Below are 21,246 nucleotides of genomic sequence, written 5' to 3' on the forward strand. Positions count from 1 at the left end.
TCGTATTATTGAGTATAAGAGATACTGGTATGAATATTCTTTTACTCTTAACGGTGGAAGTGAATTCTGGGAAAACAATGTATTCTTTTCTTCCTTGCTAGACCCCCTGTTTTATGGTTTTCTACATTGTATTAGACTGGGCAGTATGAGGATTTGTAGTGGTATGGACAGTGCGAGCAGTTTGGTTTGTTTCCCCAGCAGTCAAATTCTGTGCTTAGTGTGTAGCTACAGTATTTTACGAGTTCGCAGTCTATACATGAAGGCATGTAGTTAAAGAATAATTTGAAGTACATGTCTATGTTTCTCCTCCATATCTCTGTGATCTTCTCGTTTAATGCATCTCCAATAATGTATTCCTGTATTATCCTCTTTACTCCACGGTATATAGTTGTCCATGTATAAGCCATGTATATACAGGGAGATGCTTTTCCATCGCTTCGAATAAAGATTGCTCTATTGAATGCAAAGGGGCATTGACGCGAAGTATAAGATGAGATATTGGGAGCCGAGATTTTAACTGGTGAATTAATTGCTTTGATTGCTATTTTCTCTAGTTGTATTTTAAGCTCGCGTAGACAGTCTTCACTATCGCACTCAAGGCCTCTAAGGCCCCCTTCATATGGAATATAGAGGCTTAGATATACTTCTTGTATACCTGCTTCTACAGCGTAGTCGAGGATTTTCTCTATGCTACTAATATTTAATTTGTTAATAGTATATATGGTTTTTACAACGGGGGCTCTAGTAGAAGACTTTTCTTTATGCTCTAATAGTGTTTTTAAACCCTGTGATACTATTGAGAGATCGCCTAGTCTACGGATTTCCCCGTATAACTCGACGTCTACAGCGTCAATACTAACATATAGCTCGTCAACACCTATTTTTACAAGGTCGCTGGCTAGCTCGCTTAGTAGAATACCATTAGTGTTTAATACTGTGTATAACCCGTGCTTCTTCGCATACTCCAGCATGTCTAGGATGTAGGGGTTTATTGTTGGCTCTCCCCAACCAGTAAACACTATCTTTTTTACACTGGAATCCACTGCGTTATCCAATATTTTCCTATAGGATTCAAAGTCTAGGTCGGTGTATTTAAAGCCCTGTACGGCGTAGCGGAAGCAGTGTATACACTGTAGATTACACTTTGTAGATACTTCTAAAACTATTTCTCTTGGTTTAAAAGACTCTGTATGTGTTATAATCCAATCTCCTATTCTAAGAATACTCAAGGCTTAAACCTCTATAAACCAGTATATGGGGGTTGGAGTAGGTTAAAAAAGAATTGGATTTAACCTGGGAGTAACCCTTCTTCTTCTAGTCTATCAGCCAGCCACTTTAATCCTAGTTCTTCGAGTTTAGCCCTTGTTGGACGGCCCTTGATCCAGCCTCTTGCCTCGTAGTATTCTGGTAGCATTTCTTTCAGTCTTACAACGTGTCCTTTTACTGGGCCCTCAGGCATTGGTTCTTCTAGTAGTCTCTTTGGTAGTGTATCGTATTCCTCGCCGTCTCCAAATGATAGTACATTAAATGCTCTCTCCGCGTTGTATATTCTCTCTCCTATCTTGTAGAATTCCTCGGGTGTTACATCCCAACCCGTAACAGCTGATACTTGTTCTGCTAGTACATCGACATAGTATGCAAACGTGACGAATTTGCAGACGATCATGCTGTCTAGTGCTGCGAAGGCATCTTGCATTTCTTTGACTAGTCTACCCTTACCCTTTGTTTCAAACCTATCTACTTTAACCGGTACTCCCAGTACTTCTGGTGATATAAGGTATGCTCTTAAGTGGCATCCACCACGATTGCTTGTCGCATATGCTAATCCATGTCCTTGTACACCGCGTGGATCGTATGCTGGTAGCTCTTGTCCTCTTACAACCATTGCTAGTTCTGGAGCACCATACTTGCTTGCTAGTCTCAACGCTCCCTCTGCAAGGTCGTCTCCAATACCAGATCTATACGCTGTTCTCCACACTAGTTCAACTAGTACTTCTCCATTACCCCACTCTGCTTTCAGCCCTCTAAGCTTCTCGGGTGGAATCTTGCCTTTTTCAACTAGTTCTAGGAATGTACCTATAACGTGGCCCATTGATATAGTGTCTAATCCAAGCTCATTGCACAAATAGTTTGCTTTTGATACTGCTGCCAGGTCTCCAGTACCTGTTTGTGCACCGAGAGCCCATACTGTCTCGTATTCTGGACCACCGCCCTCACCAGTAAATGGTGGTTTATTGATTCTAGTGTATCTAGCACAACCTATTGGGCAACCCCAGCATATTTCTTCCCTATACTTCTCCCAGTCCATGATTTCTCTAGCTATTGTCTCACCGCTTATCTTATCTGCTTCTTGGAAGACACCAGTTTGGAAATTGCGTGCGGGGAATATACCGTGTGCATTAATAATGTTTACTAGGATAGCTGTTCCATACTTGGGTAGACCCTCGCTTGTAACAGGAGACTTCTTTATTAAATCCATTGATTTAACAACTGTTTCTTTAAATACTTCTTCCCTAGCTACCTTTGGTTTCAAATGTCCACGAACAGCTATAGCCTTGAAGTTCTTACTACCCCATACTGCTCCATGTCCTCCTCTACCAGCAGCTCTACTCTTATCGTTTATAATACACGCATATCTAACTAATCTCTCGCCAGCTGGTCCAATACAAGCGACTTTAATGTGTCTAGCCTCGTCTCTTCCAACCACTGGTGTTAACTCCTCGATTATCTCGTCTGTAGTAGCATGAGTATCTTTACCCCATAAGTGTCTAGCATCTCTCAACTCTGCTTTTCCATCTTGAATCCACAGGTATACTGGTTTCTCTGCTTTACCCTCTATTATTACAAGGTCGAAGCCAGCCATTTTTAATTCAGGGCCGAATTTACCACCGCTCTGTGCATCGTGAATAGTATTTGTCAGTGGAGACTTGGTGACAGAACACCATCTACCACTAGCCGGAATACCAGCAATACCCGTAACAGGCCCTGTAGCAACTATAGCCTTGTTTTCTGGGCTAAACGGGTCTACTCTTGGATTAACCTCTTTCAACATGTAGTATACTCCCAGTCCACGCCCACCAAGCCACATTCTAAGAATGTTTTCTGGTGGGAGTGGTTCAACATATACTTTCTCCTTCCAAAGGTCTACACGTAGGACTCTACCCATATATCCTCCAGGCATTAGTTATGACACCTTTCCAGGGATAAACTATACATCTCTAAGTTTATAAACATTACTACAACTGTGGGAAATGTTGACACAATGATTTAAATTAACAATACACATATATACACTGGGTTAGAGAAATATGAAATACGTGAAAGTAAAATTTATCTCAACATTCGCCGAGAAAATGGGAAAGGAGAGAATATACGAGTTAAACGATGATGCTACAATAGAAGACCTTGTAGAGATAATATCACGTGAACTCGAAGAAGTAAAAACAAAGGGAGTAGTATACGTTAACTATAGGTTTCCACAGGAAAAACAGGTTTTAAATAATGGAGACGAAGTACTCGTAATGCCATTGTATGCAGGTGGTTGAATATTTACACGTATTTCTTTTAAAGTAGTAGAGAGAAAATTGTGAAAACACTAGCCTTTTACTACTCCTATTGGTATGAGTCTCACAACTGGTTTAGCAATTTTCACTTTTTCAGCTACTAGTACTACGCGGTCTACGTCTTTATATGCTTCTGGTGCTTCTTCGCTTATAACTCTCCTTGTTGCTGCTCTCAATACTACTCCCTTGCTACTTAATTCCTCTATTACTTTCTCTGGTGGTTGTGTTCTAATAGCATCTCCTCTGCTCAGCCATCTACCAGCACCATGTGGTGCACTATACCATGTTCTAGCACCGTGTGGTGTACCAACTAGTATATAGCTCGCTGTACCCATACTTCCAGGTATTAATACTGGTTGCCCTATACTCGAATAGTCGCTTGGTATTTCTGGGTGTCCTGGTGGGAAGGCTCTTGTAGCTCCCTTCCTGTGTACTACTACTCTGTGTTTCTCGCCGTTTACAATGTGTTCTTCTATTTTAGCTATGTTGTGTGCTACATCGTAGATTAACTCCATTCCAAGTGCTTCAGGGTCTTGTCTAAATACTTTTCTAAAGCTCTCTCTAACCCAGTGTGTAATTATCTGTCTATTAGTCCAGGCGAAGTTTGCTGCTGCAGCCATTGCGGCGAAGTAGTCTTGTGCTTCGGGGCTCTTAAATGGAAGTCCTGCTAGCTCTCTATCTGGTACGTTTATACCATACTTCCTCATTGCTCTCTCCATGATTTGCAAGTAGTCGCTTGCTACTTGGTGTCCTAGTCCACGGCTACCAGTGTGAACCATTACTGTTATCTGTCCAACGTGTGTAATACCCATTACTTTCGCTATTTCGGGGTCGTATATTCTATCTACTACTTGTATTTCTAAGAAGTGGTTTCCAGCACCCAGTGTACCCAGCTGCTCGTGTCCTCTTTGCTTTGCAACCTTGCTTACTTTATCTGCTCTAGCGCCCTTCATTGATCCACGCTCTTCTGTGTGCTCGGCGTCTCTCTCCCATCCAAAACCGTGTTCAATAGCCCATTTAACACCGTATTCTAATACCTCGTCTAGGTCTTTGAACGAGAGTCTTAACTGGCCGGTTGAGCCAACACCACTTGGTACATTTCTAAACAATGTATCTACTAGGTCTTTTAGTCTTGGTTTAACGTCTTCTACTGATAGATTAGTTCTCAGTACTCTAACACCACAGTTTATATCGTAGCCAACACCACCAGGACTTATAACGCCCTCTTCAACGTCGAATCCTGCAACTCCACCTATTGGAAAACCATATCCCTGGTGGCCGTCCGGCATGACGTAAGAGTATAGTTTAATACCCGGTAGACAGGCGACATTGGCCGCCTGGTCGAGTGTTAAATCGCTCTCCATTTTCTCTAATAGGTATTCGTCTGCAAAGATAATTGCATCGGTATTCATACATGGTTTTGCTCCTTTTGGAATACGCCACTCGTATTCACTAATTCTCTCTAGTTTCAATCTAGCCAAGAGAGACACCCATAAAAGACTCTATATATGAGAATACTTATTGTGCTTATTAAGATTATAGAGTGCTCTACTGAGAAAACCTGTTGATCAATTCATCAATAGATAGTTTTACTTGTTCACCAGTCTTCATGTCTTTTAATGCTACAACTCCCTCTCTATATTCTCTCTCACCAATTATTACCGTGTAGTCAACTCCTATTTTACCAGCGTATTCGAGTGATTTAGGGAGAGATTTTGTCTTTAAGACAAAGCCGGTTACTCCACGGTTTGTTTTTACTATTCTATCTAGTATTTTATAGCCAATAACTAGTGGTGCATTGCCAATTACCAATATTGCTATTTTCCGATATGTTCTCGGTAGCTCTCTCCCACTCAACGCTAGAGCTATTCTATCTATTCCAAGTGCGAGGCCGGTTGAATACTCAAAGGGGCCGTTGTAAACCATTGTTAAACCATCATATCTACCACCACCACCAATACTTGGAGCTCCCGGCGCGTTTTCTAATTTGTATTCAAAGATCAATCCAGTATAGTATGCTAGACCCCTAACGAGTTTAGGCTGGTATTTAGCGTTGAAGCCTAGTTCTCGTAGAATAGTAATAAAGTCTCTAAGTCTTGATTGTTCTTGTATAACTCTCTCGTATTTCTCTCCTAGAAAGTCTTTGTATTCGTTTACAAGAGATTCTACTTTATCAAGGTCCTCAGTTGAAACCAGTCTCTCTATTATTTCTGTTTTATCTCCAACTAGGTTTTTCAACTCTGAGAGTGCTTCGTTAATTCTATCTTTATCTATTAAGTGGAGGATGTGGTCTTGTACTTCTTCACTCAAACCCATTGCACTCATAAAAGCTCTGTATATTGCTACATTACCTACTTCATAGTAGTGTTTTACACCTATTTCTTCGAGGAAGCTACTAGCTGTAGTAGCAGCGGCTAGATCACCATTTACATCTGGGTCTCCAATAACTTCTAGTCCACCCTGCCAGAACTCTCTATACCTAGCATGTTGTGGCTCCTCGTATCTAAAACATTGTGCTACGTAGTAGAGTCTAATGGGTTTTGGCCTAGCTCTTAACTGTCTAAGATAAGCTCTAATAACACTCGCCGTTACCTCGGGCCTCAATGCTACTCTACGTCCTGCTTTATCCTCGAATACATACATTGACTTCTTTATTTCCTCGCCACTCTTAGCTTCAAAGAGCGAGAAGTATTCTAGTGTAGGAGTTATAATTGGTTCAAATCCATGTCTTCTAGCGGTTGACTTGAATTCTTCAAATAAATACTCGTATAGTTCGGCGTCTTCACCAATAATGTCCCTCATACCACGTGGTGGATTATACTCACTCATTTTTCTCAACCCATAAATCAACTAGATTAGACTCGTAATATGTTAACTCTCCCTGTAAACTCACAATTGCAAGAGTTGCCTTTAGATTATTCCTTCTAGCCTCTTCAATTAACTCTACGAGGCGGTTTACACTGACTGAATACTTTTCTTCGAGAATGTATACTAGTCTTAAATCACCCGATTTGTCTTTAACGAGGAATTTCATAGGGCCTAATACTCTAACTCTCCTACCCCTCTCTCTAAGGTCTTTAAACACTGAGAGCATAGGCCAGAAACTAGTATCAAAACACTTATTGTATTGTGAAACAAGTTCTTGTAGTGTACTTATATCTTTATCTCCATTCTTTACAACTACTCTACTAGTTGATAGTAGATATGCTAGTTCAACAAGGTTTAATACAAAAACCCCTTCTCTATAGACTCCATACCATTTTTCATGTAGTTCATCTGTTAACGAATTCCTCTTCTTGAAACCAACGCAGTTGTTTTCATCGAAAAAGACGATTAATTGATCGTTTCGAGTAGCCATTAAAGTAGTCACCTATTCACTGGAAACCCTCTCTCTAAGAGTCTAACCATAATGTACTCGCGTGGCAGAACATTTAATAGTTCTTCAAATACACGTTCTTCTCCAATAATGTCTACTAGTAGAAAATCACTTGTTTTCAATGTTGATACAATCGAATCTCTACAATTATAGACTATGAGATCTCCTCTTTCAACACTACCTCTATACAGCTCTATACAACTACTTGTTAAAACACGCCTAATTCCTTCTTCAACGCCTGGATCTCTTGTTGACAAGTCGAGTGCTATGTGTTTTATAAGCATAAAGCTGTCTACCCGAATACTTCTTCAATATAATCGTTGAGTTTAGAGGGTTTTACAATTTCTACTTTAAACCCCATTTCGCGTAGTTGGTCGTGTATTTCTGGGTCTACTTCTACTGTGGCAATTATCCATGGATCGTATTCTTCTAATATATCCTCTAATAACTCTATATTTCTAGGTTTCTTTAATCTAGCAGTAATCTTCTTTGAGTCCATGTCGTATACTACTAGTTCTTCTGCTTCGTTAAAACCAACTATTTCATTGTTTTTACAAGTGAAAACAATAGATGCCATTACTATTCAACTCGACGATTTAATTCGTTGTGAATAATACTGGTATACATACTTATATAAAACATAAATGGTGGTTTGAAATTACAAGCCGGCTAGTTGTCGACAATGAAAGAGTAAAACTAGTTGCAAGTGAATTAAAGAAAATAGAACATGTGATTTCTCAATTGTTAACTAGAGATCCACAGTATACAGCTGTTAAAAACCTACTTGGATCTCTAGTTAGTAGTTGGACAGCTCTACTAGTTGTTTCAAACGCGTTAATAAGCTACCAGTTATCCATGCCGGGCGAGGAGTATTGGACAGTGTTTTCAAGGTATTTTAGCAAGCCAAGTAGTGAACCACTACCCAGTAGATTTGAAAGATTCCTCGTTGAAACACACTGCACTAGAAGCCTAGATCAGAAAATTAAGAGAATACGTGTTTTCACTTCTTCTAAACTAGCTGAGAAACTAGTTGCTAATCCACTACAATACTGTAGTAGAGTAAAAGATCTAGTAGACGAATTATCACGTACACTGGGAGTAGACCGGGATAGTAAGACCATCGTGTTTGCCGCGAAAATGTATGGATACTACTGTATAGCTAGTGGTTTAACACCTGATTTCACAGGTATAAGTATACCAGTAGACTATAGAAACGCGCTGCTCGCTCTAACAAGCTGTATAGTGAGTAATTGCAGTAATGTAGATTTACACAAGTGTGCTAAAGAATTAACAAGTAGTAGTTACAGTAGAGTAGTTAGAAATGCATGGAATACTGTTTGTACAATTACACAAATACCATGTCTACTACTAGACGTGTTTACATGGTTGTTTACAGGGATTGCAGTAGAAAACTCTTTCAACCCGGAAAAAACCGTTGAAACACTATTAACCAAGCATGGTGTAAGTATACCGTTGGAAACAGCTAGAATACTATTAGAGTGTGCTGGGAGATATGTGCAACACCATTAAATCAGAAATAATTGTTTTAATCGCCAAAGCACTCTACGATAAATCAATAGAGCATGGAATACACCACGTTGAAAGAGTATACAAGTGGGCATTGAGAATAAGAGAAAACGAAGAACTCGATGTAAATCCACTACTTTTAAAACTAGCTGTTTACCTCCACGATATTGGAAGAGAAATAGGTGAACCACACGCATACTACTCTGCTTTAATCGCTGAGGAGTTGCTAAAAGAAGCAGAGTGTAGTGAAATAGAATTAAAACAAGTCGTCGAGGCAATAAAAGCACATAGTTTTAGCTATTCTAAAAACAACAATGTAAACCCAGATGTATTGGGTAAAATACTCAGTGATGCAGATAAACTAGACGCGCTTGGATTAATTGGTTTTCTACGTGTATTCCTATACGGTGAAAAACACGGTAGGAGCTTAGAGGTATCACTGAACCACTTCTACGAGAAAATATTAAAACTACACAAACTCATGCACTACAACTACTCTAGAAAAATAGCAGAGAAATACACTGAGAGAACACGTTTTCTAATAGAACTATTAGAAAGAGAGATGAATGGAGAATAATTCTACTTCAGACCCTCAAAACTTGCAAGTGCTGCTGTCAACGCTGTAATCTCACTTGCCCATTCAAAGTTTAATTTATTCTTTCTAAACAATACGTCTAGTTCATACATTATCCTCACGCATTCTGGTGTAGCCATGTATTTACAATTCTGTGCTTCTCTTACTTTGTCTTGGAGGGATTGAGGGACGTGTTGTTTTATCAAGTCCATGTAGAGTGCTATCAAGGCGTTTTCAAGTGATTTATACTCTTTGTGTAGATCAACTAGTTGTTTTAAATAGTGGAATACAACTCCTTCTTTTGAATCTACTAGTGTAAATCCACGCCACTTAGAACTCAATACCCTAAATACCTCGTTGAAGGTTACTCCCGACCTTAAAAGTGTTATTTGTGTATAACCAGTTGCTTGTAAATGTTCATACATATCGTTGCGTCCAACAACTCTAAAGACCTCTATTAATTGTTTTATATCACTCCACTTGTTTACCCCGTTTACTGTTTCAAGTGCTTTTTTAAACTTGTTGCTCTCTTCGAGAATGCTTTCTACGTCGCTGAGGCCAATAGTAAAGCCGAATACTGAGAGAGGGATGAGGTATTCTGGGTGTACGCCACTACAGTTTCTAAAACTCTCTTTTAAAGGCCCAGTAAACAGTTTTGCGTAGTCTACACTTGTAGCTACCAGCTCTCCTTTTCTAACACGTATACCTGCTTCAACCGCTTCTACTAGGAAGTCTATACTCGAAGTGATATTACATACTACTTCATCGAGTATTTTAACTGGTACTAGTCTGTGGACTCCACCGGGCTTTATATATGCGTTTACCCCCGTTAATACTCCTCTTACAAGTGTTTTTACTATACTTAAAGACTCCTCCATTGAATACACCAGTCAAAAACTAGTTATATACAACGACTCCTATATCTTGATTTCAACGAGTTTCTTTCTTGCTGGGAGAGCTACATTGTATACTGGAACGTCTTTTACATAGACTACTTCGTATAATCCTAGATGAACATGTCCATGAATTACTAAGTCTATAATCTCCTTTCTAATTACTTTCTCGAATCTTGTAGAAGCTAGATATGGATATGTCTCTATTTTCTCGCCTACTAGGTTTTTTCTCGTTACACCATAGTGTGAAATCAAAACTATTTTTCTACAACCTTGATTTCTCAGATTTAACGCCATTTGCTCTATTCTAAATGGTAGTTCAATGTAGTATTTCTGTATATCTGGTATATTTCTAGCCTGCCATGGAGTTGGCTTATCCAGCGCCCCTCTTGTCCCTATAATACATAGTTCATTGTCATTAAGAGTAGTGTAGTCATCGTTTAGCCATGTTACTTCTTTATATATTGACATATATAGTTTTTCGTAGCCCCTATACTCGTCATTTCCGAAGACAGAGATAATTCTAGCTCTTGGAAACCGTTTTGAAACAACATCTAAGACGTGTCTAAGAGCAAATACATTGTTTCTTTCAACCATGTCTCCAGCAAATACAATTATATCTGGTTCACTCACAGTGTTTTTAAGCGCCTCTAGAAATAAAGGTAGATGCGTGGGACTGTGGACGTCTGAAGTAGCCAGTATATTCATTACCACACCTCTATATTAATTTAAAAACCCCTCTATCCCTTAGATATGTGGGAAGGGTGAAAAATATGACTATTGGCTTGCTTAGAGGTGCAAATAAACCAGGACATAAGGGTTGGACGACAGAGAAGTGTATAATGTGTGCTACAACACTAGACTTCTTCCAGGGATATGAGTTAAAGAACATATATTATTGTCCAAAATGCCTATCTAACGGGTTAAAAGCATATTTCTGTGCAGCAGACGCTAGAAAAGTACACTATAAATGCCCATATTGTAGAAACGAGTTAAAACCATATTTTGAATAATTTATTTAAAGAGACTGCGTTGTCCATTGTAAACCTCTATTCTTATAGCTCTCTTTGGACAAATAGGTATACATACATAGCACTCTAAACACTTTGATTCATTGACTAGCAATTGTTTATCTCTAATACTAAATACGTGGCCAGGACAATACTCCACGCAGAGACCGCATAGATCACACTCCTCCCTTTCAACTAAAACAACTACGTGCAAAAACAATACACCTCTATAACCACCAGCTATGTTTAAAACGTGTTAAACACTAAAAGTTTTGTGAATTAAAGGTGTTTGTTGTGCTTGTTAAAGCCGATTTACACATACACTCGTCTTTTAGTGATGGGAGAGCAGGGCCTCTAGAAATACTCTATACTGCTCGCGAGCACGGTTTACAAGTTGTATCAATAACCGACCACGATACATTTACTGGTAGTATACACGCAAAACGATACATGGAAAACACTGGTGTCCTCGTAATACCTGGAGTTGAAGTTAGAAGCGAGCATGGAGATATACTCTTATACTGTGAGAGAGAAATAGATTTTCCACGTAGAGTAGATGCTCTAATAGAAAAAGCACACAGTGAAAACTGTTTAATTGTACCAGCACACCCATTCGACACTCTCAGACTGGGTATAGGCGACCTTGTATTTGAATACAGAGACTGGGATGCTATCGAGGTATGGAATGCATCTGCAACAAGAGGAGCTAATAAAAAAGCAATTGAAGCAGCGAGAATACTCGGCAAGCCAGGACTAGCAAATAGCGACGCACACATACCCGGCGAGATTGGCGCTGCATTCAACGTAATTGAAGTAAGTGATTTAAAAATAGAGGCTATTTTCGAATCTATTAGAAAGGGGTTGACAAGGCCTGTTTATGGAAAACCCCCTTTTAAAACAAGAATAGACAGAGTAATATGGAGTATTGAAAAACTATTTAGATAGAAAATCAGCGTTGAATATAAACTCCTCCACCAATATCAATAGTGTTTTCTGGTGGTTTCTCCTCGTAGAAATCAACGTTCTTTAATCCATGTAGGTCTACTAGTTCTTCTAGTGCTGGTTTAATACTTATTGGTAGGTATACTTTGACTTCTAGTGGCTGTGATAGTTTTAATCCATTTTCCTTCTTGTACTTCCATATAGCGTGGTTAACCTCTATTACCTTCAATGCTAGGTCTGGGTTTTCTTCTAGGTATTCTTCTTCTGGTTCTGGGAATACCTCTTTATGGACTGTTCTACCATATAGTTCTCTATAAATAGCGTCTGTTACAAACGGCATTATTGGTGCTAGTGCACGGAGAATAGCTTTTAACGTGTAGTGTAGTACATACCAAGCTGCCTTTTGTTCCTCCACGCTGTATTTACCACTAGCATTGTAAGCTCTTGTCTTAGTTAGCTCTAAGTAGTGTGATGCAAAGTAGTTCCATGTAAACTGGTATATTTCACTTACTGGTATGTATACATCTAGCTCTCTATATCCAGAGTCTACGTTGAGTAATACTCTATTGAGTAGTGCAAGTGTAGCTCTATCTATTGGCCTCAATTCGTATGTATCTGGCTCTGGGAAGTTTGATATGTATCTAGCTATATTCCACAGCTTGGTTGCAAATAACAGTCCTGTTTTAATTGTTGCCTCACTAAACCTGTAGTCGTAGCCTAGTTTAGCACTAGATGCAGCCCAGAATCTAAAGGCGTCTGCACCATACTTCTCTAGGAATGGCTCTGGATCTATTACATTACCTTTTGATTTATGCATTGCTTCTCCTTTCTCGTCTAATCCCATTCCACTTATACGTATCCATCTAAATGCTGGTTTACCAGTTAACTGGTATACTCTGAGAATAGTGTAGTATAGCCATGTTCTAACAATGTCTACGCCCTGCGGTCTAATAGTGTTCTTGAATGCTTTATTAAATAATTCGGGGTTTCTCAAGTAGCCTGTAACATATAGTACAGAGATACTGCTGTCAAACCACGTGTCGAATACTTTCTTCTCGCCTTCTAACTCGCTAGCTGGTGCTCCACACTTAGGGCATTTATCCCATGGTGGTGGGTCTCTCCATGGCTGATAGTATCTACCGGGTTCTGGTACTAGTATAGCACCACACTTTCTACATCTCCAAACAGGTACTTCTGTAGCGTAGAATCTATCTCTACTTATTGGCCAATCAGTTGTAACAGAGTTAATCCAGTCTACTAGTTTTACCTTGTGGAATTCTGGTTTAAACTCCATTTCATCAATTAGTTTTAGTAGTGCATCTTTGAATTCTAGTTGTTTAAGAAACCATTCACGCGCGTGTATTATTTGAATTGGTGTTTTACACCTCCAGCAAACAGGAACATTGTGTTTTATCTTTTCTTTCTTTAATAACAGGCCTTTAGCTTCTAGTAGTTCTACTGCTTTAGCTCTCGCCTCTCTAATAGTTAATCCTGCTAGTGGGCCGGCTTCTTCTGTTAGTTTTCCATCTTTGTCTACTATTACTATTGGCTCTAATCCCAGGTCTCTAAACATAACAACATCTGCGTGGTCTCCATAACTACATATCATTACTAGTCCTGTACCGAAATCAGGGTCTATTATATCGTGTTGTAGAATTGGCATTTCATGACCGTATAATGGGTTAATAGCTACTCTACCCTCTAAGTGTTTATACCTCTCGTCTTTTGGATTATATGCTAGTGCTTTACAAGACCTGAGTAGCTCGGGCCTCGTAGTAGCTACAACTAGGTATTCACTAGAGTCTTTCAATGGGAATTTAATATAGTATAAATAGCCCTCTTCCTCTAAATACTCTAATTCAGCGTCTGCAAGAGTAGTTTTACACCTGGGGCAGAAGTTTACTGGCCTCTCCGCTTCGTATATCAATCCCCTATTAAACAACTCAATAAATGTTGCTTGTGTTATACGTCTATATTCGGGGCTATCAGTACCATTCCTCCAGTAGTCAAAACTGCATCCAAGTCTCTTCCATATCTTTACGAGTTCTTCTTCTGTTTTATCTAGGAAAGCCTTGCACATTTCTAGGAATTTCGCTCTCCCCTCTGGTGTTTTAGCGTATTCATGAGCATTTATCTTGTATGCTTTTTCTACTTGCACTTCAACTGGTAGTCCATTTCTATCAGCGTAAAATGGGACAATAACGTTGTATCCCTTCATGCGGAAGTATCGTGCAATCATGTCTATTTGAGCATAGTGTGCTGCTCCACCAACATGCCATTTTCCACTCGCATATGGTGGAGGAGTATCTATTGCAATTATTTCTCTGGGGTCTTCGGGGGAGAAGTGGAACTCGTATAGTTTCTCTTCTTCCCACTTCTTAGCTAGTTCTAGTTCTCTACTTGGATCCCACCTAGTAGAAGATATTTTTGGTTTAAACTCCTTAATCATAGTGTTTCTCGCCCTTACCAATCATACACTGTAAACTATCATCTTCAACTACTGGTGTATATATAGAGAGGTATTATTTAAGATTAAATCTGTTCTCCACGAGCTATTCTCCAAGATAGCTCGTAGAGTGCTTGAATCTGATTATATCCTGGTTTCTCTCTACAGAGCCATTTAACACTAATTGTTTCTCTCTTACCACTTGTTTTCACACCTATAATAGTGATTTTACTGGGATTGCATGGATATTCTTGACTATTGTTTAGAGTGATCTCTTTTACTAGTAGACAAGTGTTGTTTATGCATTTTTCAACTGGTTCTCCTAGACGCCAATCAGTAATATATACATCTACTGATACTAAGAAGCCCCCTTCATCTTCGAGGACGACTACTCTATAGTAATTATCGAAGTAATACTCGTTTACTCCCTCCACGCTCAAATCCCACTACACCTCGTTTCCAGTATTGTCTTTAATTAGAGAAGTAGTTTAAATTAGGAGACAGGTTTGTAGACTAATCCCAGTTCATCTGCTATTCTATATGCCTCCATAATCTCGCTGTGACGGGGTCTTCTAGCAATATCTTTATACATTTCGGGGTATTTTACTACGAGGTGTTCTGGTCTATACTGGTCCATTATGTTAACTAGTGCTCTAGGTGTATTCTTTGCAATCCATTCAAGTACTGGTTTTGTACAGCATTCAATATGGTTTGGTAGAACGAGGTGTCTTATAATAATGTCTCCACTATCATGCGCTCTCTTTATATTTCTCGTCGCAACCTCCCAGTAGTTTCTAACTTTACTGAGCCTCCAAGCACACTGGTTGTTACCGTATTTGAGGTCTGGTAGCCATATGTCAATAATGTCTTCTAATAGCTTCATAGACTCCTCGCTCATATACATATTGCTATTCCATAACTGGGGAACGTTTACATCAACGTATTTGAAGCTTTCAAGTATGAATGGAATGTGCGGCGTTGGATCCCCGCCTACATGGTTTATATTCCGGGCGCCAGTACGCCTTAAATAGACTTGTATAGATGCTAGTTCTCGAGGAGTTAACTTCTCACCACTCCGCGGGTTTACCTGGCTTATATCGTAGTTTTGGCAAAACACGCACTTGAAATTACATCCTCCATAGAATATTGTTCCACTTGGAACCAGTGGTGCTTCTTCACCCATGTGGTGGAAGTAGCTGTGTACTATTACATCTTTATCCATTGTGCAAACACCTGGTTTTCCCTCTAGTCTTAGAACTCCACATCTACGTTCACATAGTCTGCATGGGTTTACTAGCCGGTATGCAATAGCGATTTTTACATCTAGATAGCTATACCTTGGTTTTTCGTATTTCTCGAGTCCACGAAGGCCCTCGGAAGCCACGTCTCTGTAAAATCCCTGAAATACCCTTGCTGCTTCTTCGTGTATTTTCCAGAGTTCTTCAATACTCATCTCTGAATTATATGGGTCTACATCTACTGCGAGGAGTTTTGCAACTAGAAATCTAGCTGGTTTTTCATTTTTCATTACACTATAGTAATGTGACAATCTCTCCTTGACTACCGGGTCGCTCCAAACTGTTAGAGCGTCTGGTCTGTAATTCCATAGTGTAATAAACCAGTCTACCATGGACTACCCGTATATATAGTGTGTTTCAATCCCTATTCAATACTACTCTATATCAACCCTAGCTCGAGGATTTTATCTAGATCTCTAACTACGTATTTAGCGTGTTGACACGCTTTCCCACAGGGTTCAACAGCTATTGAAACACCAACGGATTTAAATATCTCTATATCCCACTCGCTATCTCCCACGTATACAACGTTTTCTCTATTTACACTGAGACTACTTGCTAGGTTTAATACTACTTCTTTCTTTTCTCTCAGTGGAACTCTCGCTACTCCACCAGGTACTAGTTCATCATTGTAGAAGTAGAGTTCATTATATAAACAGATGTCTACACCTAGTTCACTACAAACCCTCTTTACGAGTAAGTCGACACCACTACTAACAATTGCCGTGTAATGGCCCTTCTTTTTAATTTCGTCAACTACTCTCTTCGCCGTGTTTCTTAGTTTTATTTTTGAAAGCGCGTTTTCTACTTCGCTCTTCTTTATTGGTTTTCCATAGCTGTGTATCATTAACGCTATATCTATTTTCATCCAGTCAAGATACGATATCACTCCCTTTCTATATAGTTCAGCGAAATAAGAGTTGTCTCGGCTACCAAAATACTCGTGGAGGAATCCCCAGCTGCTTTTATCTACTGTTAATACTCCATCACAGTCAAATACAAAGAGTTTTTTCTGCAATATCAGCCACCTTGACTAGTATACTTCTCGGTGTTTGAATTGCATTTCTATTAATTTTAACTACTACTTTAATGTGTTGTTTATACAGTCCAATATCTACTTCTATCCCGCCTTTAACTACTGCTTTAACTATGTTTTTCTCGATATTGATGCTCTCTGGTTTTAAATACTCTTCTACTAGTTTAACGAGTTCATCTATTTCTATACACTTCTTTTCTTCTTCTTGTCTACTGGTTTCTACTAGTGGTTTAGACAAGTACTTCTCTTTTACTTCCCTTGTTTTATCAATTAACTCTTTGTATTCTGGATATGCTTCCTCGATTTTTCCCAGTAGGTCGAATAGTAGTTCCACTATATTCATAGATTTTAAGAGTTGAATTAACTCTTCAAAGTCTTTTGATTCAAAGTATCTAGCTAGATTTAATGGGCTTCCTCCATAAATACTAAACTTGTATTTTTCCTCGGCTCTATATAGTGCTTTTTTAACTTCAATAGCATCTCTTGGAGACAGTTTTCCTTCTTCAACGTATTTATCAATCAATGGATTAGCTATGTGTCTTAGAAAATCAAGCTTCAAACAACCACCTCAAACTTTTTAAAGGTTTTATACTTATTTAAACCAGTGATAAAAGACATAGCGTATAGTGTGTTACACGTGTCTAGAAACAACAATAAAAAACAACAGGGTTGGAATCCATATAGTAGCAACATACAGAGATTCAGTATCTATCCATCAATAAGAAACCCGGAAGAAAGGAGTCTGAGAATAGGAGATGTTATAACAGTCAATATATACGACATTGACGAGAAAGGCAATGGAGTAGTTCGATATGGAGATAAAAAAATAATTATTCCAAACGCTACTAGCGGTTCAAGAGTAAAAATAAAAATAATTAAGATTCAAGGAGATATCGCCATAGGCCATATAATCAGCGTGCTCAACGAGTCTAATAGCGAGTACTAGTAGCACTGCAATAGTATACTCTACTTCTTATACCCTATTTTCCTCAGAAATTCCTTTCTCTCCCTTTTATCCTCTTCTGATTCTACACCTAGTGGTGGATATCCATCAACAACTCCAATAATAGTTCTACCCTGACTGGTTTCAGCCACTATTACCTCGACTGGATTACCTGTCGCGACATATAGTGATACTACTTCTTGAACTTGTTTCAACTGGTTTAATACATTGATTGGATACGCGTTTCTAATAAACAAGACAAATGTGTGTCCAGCACCAATATTTAATGCTGTCTCTACAGCTACTTTTACTAGTTCTTCATCGTTTCCCTCGTAGCGAACCAATCTCTTACCACTTGCTTCGTTAAATGCCAATCCAAATTTAATACCTGGCACACTTGTCACGAGGACCTCGTATATGTCTTCAACTGTCTTTATAAAGTGGCTTCTACCAATAATGACGTTTGCTCCCTCTGGTATTTTAACGGGTATTTTAATGAATTTTACATCCATGAGTACACCCCATGATAAAAGTATATACGTGGAGATAAATTTATTATCTATTGATGTACCAGTGCTTTTCAAACTACTCGAGAGGGGTATAATAGGTGAATTCATTGAAAATAGCTACTAAGATATTAAAGTTGAAACAAGTCGAGGAAAAAGACGATAATGTGAGTATTACGGGCTTCCGCGTAGAAGACGAGAAATGGGATATTAAAGAAGTAGATAGCGAAGAATCACGTGAAAAAGTAATTAATAAACTACTCGAAGTAGCCGGTGAATACATGGTCCACGAGAAAACAAGTGATTCACTTGTACTAATAGAAGTTGAAACACTCGGTCAAAAAGTAATTATTGGTGAAGGCGGAGATCTCAACGCGTCTACAGTGCTAATACCCAAACCACAATACCTACGTAGAATACTCTTTATTAAGTGTACAGAGCCCACTAACTGCCGTGTAGTATACGAGTATAAACCATCATCACAATTCATAGTATACGAGGGAAATCTATCAATAAACAATATAGACTACGACTTCATTGTATTAGAAGGCAATGAATACACTAGAATAATCTATCCACACGAACTCCTCCTACCCAAACCAAAACCAAAAATAGAAGAGAAAAAGAAAAAGAAGAGGAGAAAAAAGTCTAAAAAATCAAAGACAAAGTCAAAGAGTAAAAAGAGAAAAACCAGGAAGAAGAAAAGTAGTAAGTAGGTGGTTTAATGCCCATTCACATAAAGGCCTCAAAAGAAGACATAGCTGAAAACGTAATTGCATCTGGAGACCCTGGTAGAATAGACCTCCTCTCAAACCTCCTCGAAGACCCGAAAGTAGTAAATACTCATAGAGGACTAAAAGTAGTTACAGGACACTATAAAAACAACCGTATAACACTAGCTACTCACGGAATAGGAGGACCGAGTGCTGCAATAGTATTCGAGGAACTAAGCCAGCTAGGAGCAAAGAGAATAGTGAGACTTGGAACAACTGGTGGAATTAGAAGAGATACTAGAATAGGCGATATAATAGTTGCAACTGGAGCAGCATATCCTAGTGGTGGCTGTGCTCTAGGACAATACATGCCTGGAATTTGTGGAGCAACCTCGCCAGATCCTGTACTAACTACACGGATAATAGAAGCTCTCGTAGAAAATAAAATACCATTTAAACAGGGACCAGTATTCTCTAGTGATGCATTCTACGCTGAATCACCTGATTTCGCTAGTAGAATGGAGCATTATGGAATAGTAGCAGTAGAAATGGAGGCCGCTGTATTATTCGGTCTTGGATGGATGCGTGGATTTCAAACTGCATGTGTATTAATAGTAAGTGATGTACTACACGGCGAAGAAGCCTTTAAGAAATACCTGACAACGGAGGAGCTAGCAGATTTATTTATTAAGACTGGAAAGATAATAATGGATGTATATAGTAGATACTATAGAGGTGAATAGAGACATTGTGTCAAATCAATTCGAGATAAAAATATATGATACCCTCTCTAAGAGTGAAAAACCACTTTATCCTCTCCAACCACAAACAGTTAAAATCTACGTGTGTGGACCCACAGTCTACGACTACACCCATATAGGTCATGGAAGAACATATGTAGTCTACGACTCCTTCAAGAGATATCTAAATCTTAGAGGATACAATGTAGTACACGTAATGAATATAACTGATATAGACGACAAGATCATAAAGAGAAGCCATGAAGAAAACCGTGATTGGAGAGAAATAGTAGAAGAATACACCAAAGACTACCTTGAAGCCCTAGAGAAACTAGGTGTAAAAATAGACCACCATCCAAGAGTAACAAGCCATATAAATGAAATAATAGAGTTCATACAGAGACTCATAGATAAAGGATATGCTTATGTAACACCAAGTGGAAGCGTCTACTTCGAAGTAGACAAGTATGAAGACTATGGAAGACTATCGGGTAGACTAGAAAAAGAATACTGGAATCAAGAACCAGAATTCCTCGGCGAAAAAAAGAAACCATACGACTTCGCTCTTTGGAAAGCAGCTAAACCAGGAGAACCATACTGGGAGAGCCCCTGGGGGAAGGGTAGACCGGGCTGGCATATAGAGTGCAGTGTAATGAGTTCTAGGTATCTAGGGGGTAGATTCGACATTCACGGTGGTGGAACAGACCTAATATTCCCCCACCATGAAAACGAGAGAGCACAGAGCGAGGCATTCTTCGACGAGAAGCCATGGGTATCAATATGGATGCATACAGGACTCGTAATGGTTGGAGCAGATAAAATGAGTAAGAGCCTGGGCAATATTGTTCCATTAAAAGACGCTTTGAAGAAGTGGAGTCCAGGAGTTCTTAGACTCTGGTATCTCCAAGTACACTATAGAAAACCACTTGGATTTACAGATGAAGCACTAGAACAAGCTGAAAAACTCTATAATCGTGTAGTATCAGCTTACGAATTACTAGTCAAATTATCTAGAGAAGCCCGCGACCTCCACTACTTAAACGACAATGACTTAAAGATTGTTGCAGAATTAAACAATATATATATAGAGTTCCACAGGGCATTAAGCAACGACTTTAATACACCAGAAGCTATAGCAGCACTCAACAAGTTGCTGACCACTATATATAGAGATATACAGTATAATCCAAAACACATGCTGGTTTCACTTGCATTGAAAACACTGAAATCAATTAACTACGTATTCAATATATTCGAGGAGGCCGAGCCAAGTAGAGAAGAAGTAGAACTAGATGGTTTAATCGGCATACTAGTAGATGTTAGAAGAGAACTACGAAAGAGAGGAATGTATGATCTAGCAGATACTATAAGGAGCGAGCTCGCTAAATACGGTATTCAATTAATGGATAAAGGACTTGAAACAACATGGATTAGAATTAAAAAGCCTGGTTAGAACAACTTCTTTAATTCATCAGCTAGTTTTACAATTTCTTCTTTTGAAGACAGCGTGTTTACCTTTCTCTTTGAAGTATATAGTGCAACTTTACCAGTTAGTTTATCGCGTACTCTTATAACGTCGTGGTCTTTAAAGCTATAGATGTCTAGCAACTCTATATTTCTACTTTTTAATTCTTCTCTTAGTATTACACTTGGTGTCTTTGGCATAATCACACCCATAG

26 protein-coding genes are annotated in these 21,246 nt (G+C 38.9%); 9 read left to right on the plus strand and 17 right to left on the minus strand.

The features are described 5' to 3' along the window. Positions 1-131 precede the first annotated feature (131 nt). Together ACZ5YP_RS03745 and ACZ5YP_RS03750 are read right to left on the minus strand one after the other, a co-directional pair. Positions 132-1,229, minus strand: a complete 1,098-nt coding sequence (locus tag ACZ5YP_RS03745; RefSeq protein ID WP_464835912.1) for a radical SAM protein — start codon at positions 1,227-1,229, stop codon at positions 132-134. Positions 1,230-1,288: 59 nt separating this feature from the next. Next, entirely contained in the window at positions 1,289-3,181 is a 1,893-nt protein-coding gene (locus ACZ5YP_RS03750; RefSeq protein ID WP_464835913.1) for an aldehyde ferredoxin oxidoreductase family protein, read from the minus strand. Positions 3,182-3,308: 127 nt separating this feature from the next. Here ACZ5YP_RS03750 and ACZ5YP_RS03755 point away from each other — a divergent pair, with 127 nt between their 5' ends. After that, positions 3,309-3,545, plus strand: coding sequence for a MoaD/ThiS family protein (locus ACZ5YP_RS03755; protein ID WP_464835914.1), 237 nt, complete (start codon positions 3,309-3,311; stop codon positions 3,543-3,545). Positions 3,546-3,595: 50 nt separating this feature from the next. On the opposite strand, the gene ACZ5YP_RS03760 is transcribed toward ACZ5YP_RS03755, so the two are convergent. The 5 genes from ACZ5YP_RS03760 to ACZ5YP_RS03780 form a co-directional block, all read right to left on the minus strand. Continuing rightward, positions 3,596-5,044, minus strand: coding sequence for an RtcB family protein (locus ACZ5YP_RS03760; RefSeq protein ID WP_464835915.1), 1,449 nt, complete (start codon positions 5,042-5,044; stop codon positions 3,596-3,598). A 67-nt stretch (positions 5,045-5,111) separates the two neighbouring features. Further along, positions 5,112-6,392 (minus strand): histidine--tRNA ligase, encoded by a 1,281-nt coding sequence (hisS, locus tag ACZ5YP_RS03765; protein WP_464835916.1) that lies wholly within the window; start codon positions 6,390-6,392, stop codon positions 5,112-5,114. Continuing rightward, entirely contained in the window at positions 6,385-6,921 is a 537-nt protein-coding gene (locus tag ACZ5YP_RS03770) for an endonuclease (protein WP_464835917.1), read from the minus strand. Before ACZ5YP_RS03770 ends, hisS begins: the two co-directional genes overlap by 8 nt. An 8-nt stretch (positions 6,922-6,929) precedes the next feature. Continuing rightward, positions 6,930-7,223, minus strand: a complete 294-nt coding sequence (locus tag ACZ5YP_RS03775; RefSeq protein ID WP_464835918.1) for a hypothetical protein — start codon at positions 7,221-7,223, stop codon at positions 6,930-6,932. 8 nt (positions 7,224-7,231) lie between these two features. Continuing rightward, positions 7,232-7,516: a hypothetical protein gene (locus tag ACZ5YP_RS03780; protein WP_464835919.1), complete on the minus strand. Its 285-nt coding sequence runs from the start codon at positions 7,514-7,516 to the stop codon at positions 7,232-7,234. A 29-nt stretch (positions 7,517-7,545) separates the two neighbouring features. On the opposite strand from ACZ5YP_RS03780, the gene ACZ5YP_RS03785 reads away from it, so the two are divergent. Both ACZ5YP_RS03785 and ACZ5YP_RS03790 read left to right on the plus strand, forming a co-directional pair. Continuing rightward, positions 7,546-8,469 carry an N-glycosylase/DNA lyase gene (locus ACZ5YP_RS03785; RefSeq protein WP_464835920.1) on the plus strand — a complete coding sequence of 308 codons (924 nt, stop codon included), beginning with the start codon at positions 7,546-7,548 and terminating at the stop codon, positions 8,467-8,469. After that, positions 8,453-9,043 (plus strand): HD domain-containing protein, encoded by a 591-nt coding sequence (locus ACZ5YP_RS03790; protein WP_464835921.1) that lies wholly within the window; start codon positions 8,453-8,455, stop codon positions 9,041-9,043. The genes ACZ5YP_RS03785 and ACZ5YP_RS03790 overlap by 17 nt, the downstream gene beginning before the upstream one ends. A gap of 2 nt (positions 9,044-9,045) precedes the next feature. On the opposite strand, the gene ACZ5YP_RS03795 is transcribed toward ACZ5YP_RS03790, so the two are convergent. Continuing rightward, the gene (locus ACZ5YP_RS03795) at positions 9,046-9,918 is read right to left on the minus strand and encodes a hypothetical protein (RefSeq protein WP_464835922.1); all 873 of its coding nucleotides are present in this window, start codon (positions 9,916-9,918) and stop codon (positions 9,046-9,048) included. A 39-nt stretch (positions 9,919-9,957) separates the two neighbouring features. Continuing rightward, complete coding sequence (locus tag ACZ5YP_RS03800; RefSeq protein ID WP_464835923.1) at positions 9,958-10,641, minus strand: metallophosphoesterase family protein; 684 nt, start codon at positions 10,639-10,641, stop codon at positions 9,958-9,960. A 65-nt stretch (positions 10,642-10,706) separates the two neighbouring features. On the opposite strand from ACZ5YP_RS03800, the gene ACZ5YP_RS03805 reads away from it, so the two are divergent. After that, positions 10,707-10,946, plus strand: a complete 240-nt coding sequence (locus tag ACZ5YP_RS03805) for a hypothetical protein (protein WP_464835924.1) — start codon at positions 10,707-10,709, stop codon at positions 10,944-10,946. Between the two features lies 1 nt (position 10,947). On the opposite strand, the gene ACZ5YP_RS03810 is transcribed toward ACZ5YP_RS03805, so the two are convergent. After that, complete coding sequence (locus tag ACZ5YP_RS03810) at positions 10,948-11,157, minus strand: indolepyruvate ferredoxin oxidoreductase subunit alpha (RefSeq protein WP_464835925.1); 210 nt, start codon at positions 11,155-11,157, stop codon at positions 10,948-10,950. An 80-nt stretch (positions 11,158-11,237) separates the two neighbouring features. On the opposite strand from ACZ5YP_RS03810, the gene ACZ5YP_RS03815 reads away from it, so the two are divergent. Then, positions 11,238-11,888: a PHP domain-containing protein gene (locus ACZ5YP_RS03815; protein WP_464835926.1), complete on the plus strand. Its 651-nt coding sequence runs from the start codon at positions 11,238-11,240 to the stop codon at positions 11,886-11,888. Positions 11,889-11,892: 4 nt separating this feature from the next. Here the strand turns inward: ACZ5YP_RS03815 and ACZ5YP_RS03820 are convergent, their stop codons facing one another. From ACZ5YP_RS03820 to ACZ5YP_RS03840, 5 genes are all read right to left on the minus strand, one after another. Continuing rightward, positions 11,893-14,334 carry a valine--tRNA ligase gene (locus tag ACZ5YP_RS03820; RefSeq protein WP_464835927.1) on the minus strand — a complete coding sequence of 814 codons (2,442 nt, stop codon included), beginning with the start codon at positions 14,332-14,334 and terminating at the stop codon, positions 11,893-11,895. An 83-nt stretch (positions 14,335-14,417) separates the two neighbouring features. After that, the gene (locus tag ACZ5YP_RS03825; protein ID WP_464835945.1) at positions 14,418-14,765 is read right to left on the minus strand and encodes a hypothetical protein; all 348 of its coding nucleotides are present in this window, start codon (positions 14,763-14,765) and stop codon (positions 14,418-14,420) included. Positions 14,766-14,824: 59 nt separating this feature from the next. Then, the gene (locus ACZ5YP_RS03830; RefSeq protein WP_464834468.1) at positions 14,825-15,961 is read right to left on the minus strand and encodes a radical SAM protein; all 1,137 of its coding nucleotides are present in this window, start codon (positions 15,959-15,961) and stop codon (positions 14,825-14,827) included. Between the two features lie 47 nt (positions 15,962-16,008). Continuing rightward, entirely contained in the window at positions 16,009-16,647 is a 639-nt protein-coding gene (locus ACZ5YP_RS03835; protein ID WP_464834469.1) for an HAD-IB family phosphatase, read from the minus strand. Continuing rightward, on the minus strand, positions 16,622-17,224 hold the full coding sequence (locus ACZ5YP_RS03840; RefSeq protein WP_464834470.1) for a hypothetical protein: 603 nt from the start codon (positions 17,222-17,224) through the stop codon (positions 16,622-16,624). Before ACZ5YP_RS03840 ends, ACZ5YP_RS03835 begins: the two co-directional genes overlap by 26 nt. Before the next feature lie 78 nt (positions 17,225-17,302). Between ACZ5YP_RS03840 and ACZ5YP_RS03845 the strand changes: the two genes are divergently transcribed. Continuing rightward, entirely contained in the window at positions 17,303-17,611 is a 309-nt protein-coding gene (locus ACZ5YP_RS03845; RefSeq protein WP_464834471.1) for a TRAM domain-containing protein, read from the plus strand. Between the two features lie 20 nt (positions 17,612-17,631). On the opposite strand, the gene ACZ5YP_RS03850 is transcribed toward ACZ5YP_RS03845, so the two are convergent. Beyond that, complete coding sequence (locus ACZ5YP_RS03850) at positions 17,632-18,120, minus strand: adenosine-specific kinase (protein WP_464835946.1); 489 nt, start codon at positions 18,118-18,120, stop codon at positions 17,632-17,634. Positions 18,121-18,224: 104 nt separating this feature from the next. Here ACZ5YP_RS03850 and ACZ5YP_RS03855 point away from each other — a divergent pair, with 104 nt between their 5' ends. Genes ACZ5YP_RS03855 through cysS form a run of 3 tightly spaced genes read left to right on the plus strand, consistent with a single transcriptional unit; the run spans position 18,225 to position 21,020 of the window. Beyond that, a complete protein-coding gene (locus ACZ5YP_RS03855; protein WP_464834472.1) occupies positions 18,225-18,830 on the plus strand; it encodes a hypothetical protein in 606 nt (201 codons plus the stop codon). A gap of 8 nt (positions 18,831-18,838) precedes the next feature. Beyond that, positions 18,839-19,570: a purine-nucleoside phosphorylase gene (locus ACZ5YP_RS03860; RefSeq protein WP_464834473.1), complete on the plus strand. Its 732-nt coding sequence runs from the start codon at positions 18,839-18,841 to the stop codon at positions 19,568-19,570. Then, the gene (cysS, locus tag ACZ5YP_RS03865) at positions 19,539-21,020 is read left to right on the plus strand and encodes a cysteine--tRNA ligase (protein WP_464834474.1); all 1,482 of its coding nucleotides are present in this window, start codon (positions 19,539-19,541) and stop codon (positions 21,018-21,020) included. Before ACZ5YP_RS03860 ends, cysS begins: the two co-directional genes overlap by 32 nt. Here the strand turns inward: cysS and ACZ5YP_RS03870 are convergent. Further along, positions 21,017-21,232 (minus strand): hypothetical protein, encoded by a 216-nt coding sequence (locus tag ACZ5YP_RS03870; RefSeq protein WP_464834475.1) that lies wholly within the window; start codon positions 21,230-21,232, stop codon positions 21,017-21,019. The genes cysS and ACZ5YP_RS03870 overlap by 4 nt on opposite strands. Between the last annotated feature and the right edge of the window lie 14 nt (positions 21,233-21,246).

The sequence above is a fragment of the Sulfophobococcus zilligii genome, from assembly GCF_055398255.1.

Bases quoted from the DNA above. Each gene is read 5' to 3' on its own strand.
- ACZ5YP_RS03750 (WP_464835913.1), bottom strand. From the start codon at position 3,181: ATGCCTGGAGGATATATGGGTAGAGTCCTACGTGTAGACCTTTGGAAG.
- ACZ5YP_RS03755 (WP_464835914.1), top strand. From the start codon at position 3,309: ATGAAATACGTGAAAGTAAAATTTATCTCAACATTCGCCGAGAAAATG.
- hisS (WP_464835916.1), bottom strand. From the start codon at position 6,392: ATGAGTGAGTATAATCCACCACGTGGTATGAGGGACATTATTGGTGAA.
- ACZ5YP_RS03770 (WP_464835917.1), bottom strand. From the start codon at position 6,921: ATGGCTACTCGAAACGATCAATTAATCGTCTTTTTCGATGAAAACAAC.
- ACZ5YP_RS03775 (WP_464835918.1), bottom strand. From the start codon at position 7,223: ATGCTTATAAAACACATAGCACTCGACTTGTCAACAAGAGATCCAGGC.
- ACZ5YP_RS03780 (WP_464835919.1), bottom strand. From the start codon at position 7,516: ATGGCATCTATTGTTTTCACTTGTAAAAACAATGAAATAGTTGGTTTT.
- ACZ5YP_RS03790 (WP_464835921.1), top strand. From the start codon at position 8,453: ATGTGCAACACCATTAAATCAGAAATAATTGTTTTAATCGCCAAAGCA.
- ACZ5YP_RS03795 (WP_464835922.1), bottom strand. From the start codon at position 9,918: ATGGAGGAGTCTTTAAGTATAGTAAAAACACTTGTAAGAGGAGTATTA.
- ACZ5YP_RS03800 (WP_464835923.1), bottom strand. From the start codon at position 10,641: ATGAATATACTGGCTACTTCAGACGTCCACAGTCCCACGCATCTACCT.
- ACZ5YP_RS03805 (WP_464835924.1), top strand. From the start codon at position 10,707: ATGACTATTGGCTTGCTTAGAGGTGCAAATAAACCAGGACATAAGGGT.
- ACZ5YP_RS03820 (WP_464835927.1), bottom strand. From the start codon at position 14,334: ATGATTAAGGAGTTTAAACCAAAAATATCTTCTACTAGGTGGGATCCA.
- ACZ5YP_RS03830 (WP_464834468.1), bottom strand. From the start codon at position 15,961: ATGGTAGACTGGTTTATTACACTATGGAATTACAGACCAGACGCTCTA.
- ACZ5YP_RS03850 (WP_464835946.1), bottom strand. From the start codon at position 18,120: ATGGATGTAAAATTCATTAAAATACCCGTTAAAATACCAGAGGGAGCA.
- ACZ5YP_RS03860 (WP_464834473.1), top strand. From the start codon at position 18,839: ATGCCCATTCACATAAAGGCCTCAAAAGAAGACATAGCTGAAAACGTA.
- cysS (WP_464834474.1), top strand. From the start codon at position 19,539: ATGTATATAGTAGATACTATAGAGGTGAATAGAGACATTGTGTCAAAT.
- ACZ5YP_RS03870 (WP_464834475.1), bottom strand. From the start codon at position 21,232: ATGCCAAAGACACCAAGTGTAATACTAAGAGAAGAATTAAAAAGTAGA.